Below are 1,914 nucleotides of genomic sequence, written 5' to 3'. Positions count from 1 at the left end.
GAAGCATAAAAGCTAGATATGAACATCCGACAAAAGTAATCGCTCCCGAAACCCAATAATAATGTGATTGCGGTGATCTAAGATTAGAAAATATCGTTGTATCATAGAACAGTATTTCCTAAATAATTACTCCTTTAATTTCTAAGATTATGAATATACTCAAATTTTTTGCTACTTTTTCTCTAATTACAACAGGATTTTTGAATCAATCTTCCGTTACTTATGCTGCTAACTTTTCTATTAATTTACAGTCTGTAAGTTTAAGAGTTTTTTCTTCAGAACCAACAAATTTCGGATTCAATCCTGTTTTAAAGCAAGATTATATAGGTGTTGAAGAAAAAATGGCTAGTACAAAAGAGGAAGGTAGTGGAATAATTACTAAACTACAAACTCCATTTTTCCAAAATCTACTTATTAATCAAGGAATAGGAGAACCTGGATTTGTAGAATTAATTAACCATTATATGGCTGAAGGTATTATTGAAGGGAAAGCTGGCCCAAAACCTGGACTAGCTAATGGTACTATTAGTTGGTTAAGTCCAGGTATTAGATATCAGAATATGAGTGATCAAGACATTCACTTAAAACTACGCGGACTTTACACAGTAGAAATGAAGACTGAAAATGGAACAACAGGATTTTCTGTCAAGCTTACTGAAAAAGTAGAAGAAAATCAAATTAAATTAGGGCAAATATCTAAATCAATTAGTGGCGTAGATAGTTTTAGTAGAACAGATGAAATATTTTTTGAAATAGATACAGTTATTAAACCTAATGAAGTCAGAATTTTTTTTATTGATGCTCAAGACACTATTGATGGAAAAGTACAAATTCCAGAAAATAGTTCTTTGACTATGATTTTTATTTTAGGAGTAACAATGTTAATTTCAATATATAAAAGGAAAAAGTACATAACATATAATAAGGATTAGTAATTAATTTACATCTTTAGAGCCACCCTCACAGCAGCCGTATGCTGATAACGCAGCATAGACCAATCTAACGTATCAGCATCACAATCCCCATTCGTTAATAACGACGCTATAGTATTAAGAGAATAGCGGATGGTGCGACGGCTACCTTCTGATAACCCCGATAAATAGACGCTCGCCGGATGCAGGGTGACGGGTATAGGTGCAGTCAATTTGAGATTTTCGGAAGACTGTAGATCGCCATCAACTAGGCTAACCATAATGACCCAACCCTTGGCTAAGGAAACATAATAGAACGTTCAAGATGACCTTCTCACGTCCCATTCTCTCATACAACCATCTGGCTTTGAGTAGCAATTTGAGCATTAATCAGGAGAACATTAATTATGGAACTGGAAAATTATTTTTTATTTCTTTCTGAAGATGATATTAGAATTAAAGGTCATCGAATTGGCATTGATAACGTATTATTCTATTTTAAAGAAGGATATACCCCAGAAGAAATAAGAGGACTTTATCCTGATTTAAGTTTAGAAAAAATTTACGCAACTATTACTTATTATCTCCAGAATCAATCAGAAATTGACGCTTATTTATTACGAATCAATAACTGGAAAGAAACTCATTATCAAGAAGCCCTAAAACATCCTTCCCCTCAAAGAGAAAAAATGAAACAAATTAAACAACAAAGAAAAAATGCCTTAAAAGTATGAAAATTAAGTTTTTAATTGATGAAAACTTATCCCCACGCTTAAAGATTGCTGTCGGTAGGTTAAAACCAGAAATAGATATTTTACGCATTGGAGATCCCAATACCCCAACATTAGGAACCCTTGATCCCGATGTTCTCCAATACTTAGGATTATCTCAACGGTTATTAGTAACAGATAATCGTACCAGTATGCCTGGCCATTTAGAAGAATATTGGCTCCAAAATCAACAAATGTGGGGACTTTTTTGGGTTCGCCCAACAACGACGATG

Annotated in this window: 4 protein-coding genes; 3 read left to right on the top strand and 1 reads right to left on the bottom strand. The window is 33.5% G+C overall.

The genetic code is table 11. The features are described from left to right. Nucleotides 1-149 precede the first annotated feature (149 nt). Nucleotides 150-932: a hypothetical protein gene (locus CY0110_RS27625; protein ID WP_008278979.1), complete on the top strand. Its 783-nt coding sequence runs from the start codon at nucleotides 150-152 to the stop codon at nucleotides 930-932. An 8-nt stretch (nucleotides 933-940) separates the two neighbouring features. On the opposite strand, the gene CY0110_RS29105 is transcribed toward CY0110_RS27625, so the two are convergent. Then, on the bottom strand, nucleotides 941-1,192 hold the full coding sequence (locus CY0110_RS29105) for a hypothetical protein (protein WP_008278978.1): 252 nt from the start codon (nucleotides 1,190-1,192) through the stop codon (nucleotides 941-943). 126 nt (nucleotides 1,193-1,318) lie between these two features. On the opposite strand from CY0110_RS29105, the gene CY0110_RS27620 reads away from it, so the two are divergent. Both CY0110_RS27620 and CY0110_RS27615 read left to right on the top strand, forming a co-directional pair. Next, nucleotides 1,319-1,645 (top strand): DUF433 domain-containing protein, encoded by a 327-nt coding sequence (locus CY0110_RS27620; protein ID WP_008278977.1) that lies wholly within the window; start codon nucleotides 1,319-1,321, stop codon nucleotides 1,643-1,645. Next, nucleotides 1,642-1,914 (top strand): DUF5615 family PIN-like protein (locus CY0110_RS27615; protein ID WP_008278976.1); only part of this gene is annotated, 273 nt, incomplete at its 3' end. The genes CY0110_RS27620 and CY0110_RS27615, both read left to right, overlap by 4 nt.

The organism is Crocosphaera chwakensis CCY0110 (genome assembly GCF_000169335.1).
Lineage (GTDB): Bacteria > Cyanobacteriota > Cyanobacteriia > Cyanobacteriales > Microcystaceae > Crocosphaera > Crocosphaera chwakensis.
Note: the sequence above shows the minus strand (reverse complement) of the source record. Positions and strands in the feature narration are given on the sequence as shown.